The following is a 259-nucleotide window of genomic DNA, read 5'->3' as shown; positions in this document are numbered from 1 at the left end:
GCTGAGGATGGGCGGCGACGACCCGCCCGCCGTCCGTGTCGCGGCCGGAGGTCCGGACGGCGACCTCGGAACGGATGCCACGGCGATCGCGGCCGCACTCGACGAGGTCGATTCCGGGGATGGCGTCCTGGTCCTGATGGACCTCGGGTCGGCGCTGTTGAGCGCGGAGATGGCGCTCGAGTTCGCCGCGACCCCCGACCGCGTCGTCCTGAGCCCCGCCCCGTTCGTCGAGGGTCTCGTCAGCGCCGTCGTGACCGCC

General features: G+C 73.7%; 1 protein-coding gene. It reads left to right on the top strand.

What is annotated here, in order from left to right:
* On the top strand, positions 1–259 hold a 259-nt coding region (locus ACZ3HG_RS24125), incomplete at both ends, for a PTS-dependent dihydroxyacetone kinase phosphotransferase subunit DhaM (RefSeq protein ID WP_465334959.1).

The sequence above is a fragment of the Erwinia sp. PME.40.26/001 genome (assembly GCF_055556675.1).
Note: the sequence above shows the minus strand (reverse complement) of the source record. Positions and strands in the feature narration are given on the sequence as shown.